This is a genomic window from Peribacillus sp. SIMBA_075 (assembly GCF_046534585.1).
Genome location: NZ_JAWRYN010001173.1, coordinates 1 through 251, shown reverse-complemented (window position 1 = coordinate 251; position 251 = coordinate 1). Strand labels below are relative to the sequence as shown.

Below are 251 nucleotides of genomic sequence, written 5' to 3'. Positions count from 1 at the left end.
ATAAGTTCCCGTTTGAATAAATTGCTGCGCTGTAATCATTCCGTACATAAAACCAGCACACGCTGCACTTAAATCCATTGCGGCTGCGTGTTTTGCGCCAATGGCTTCTTGAATGACACAAGCTACTGCTGGGAATGCGCGATCTGGTGTTACCGTTGCCACTAAAATCAGATCGATATCCTCTCCGCTAATCCCGGCATCTTCAAGTGCTTTTTTAGAAGCCTCTACCGCCATATATGAAGTATCTATTG

Annotated in this window: 1 pseudogene; it reads right to left on the bottom strand. The window is 45.0% G+C overall.

Going from position 1 to position 251, the window contains the following annotated elements:
- Positions 1-251: pseudogene (gene fabH, locus SB775_RS32015) on the bottom strand (beta-ketoacyl-ACP synthase III); the annotation flags it as partial.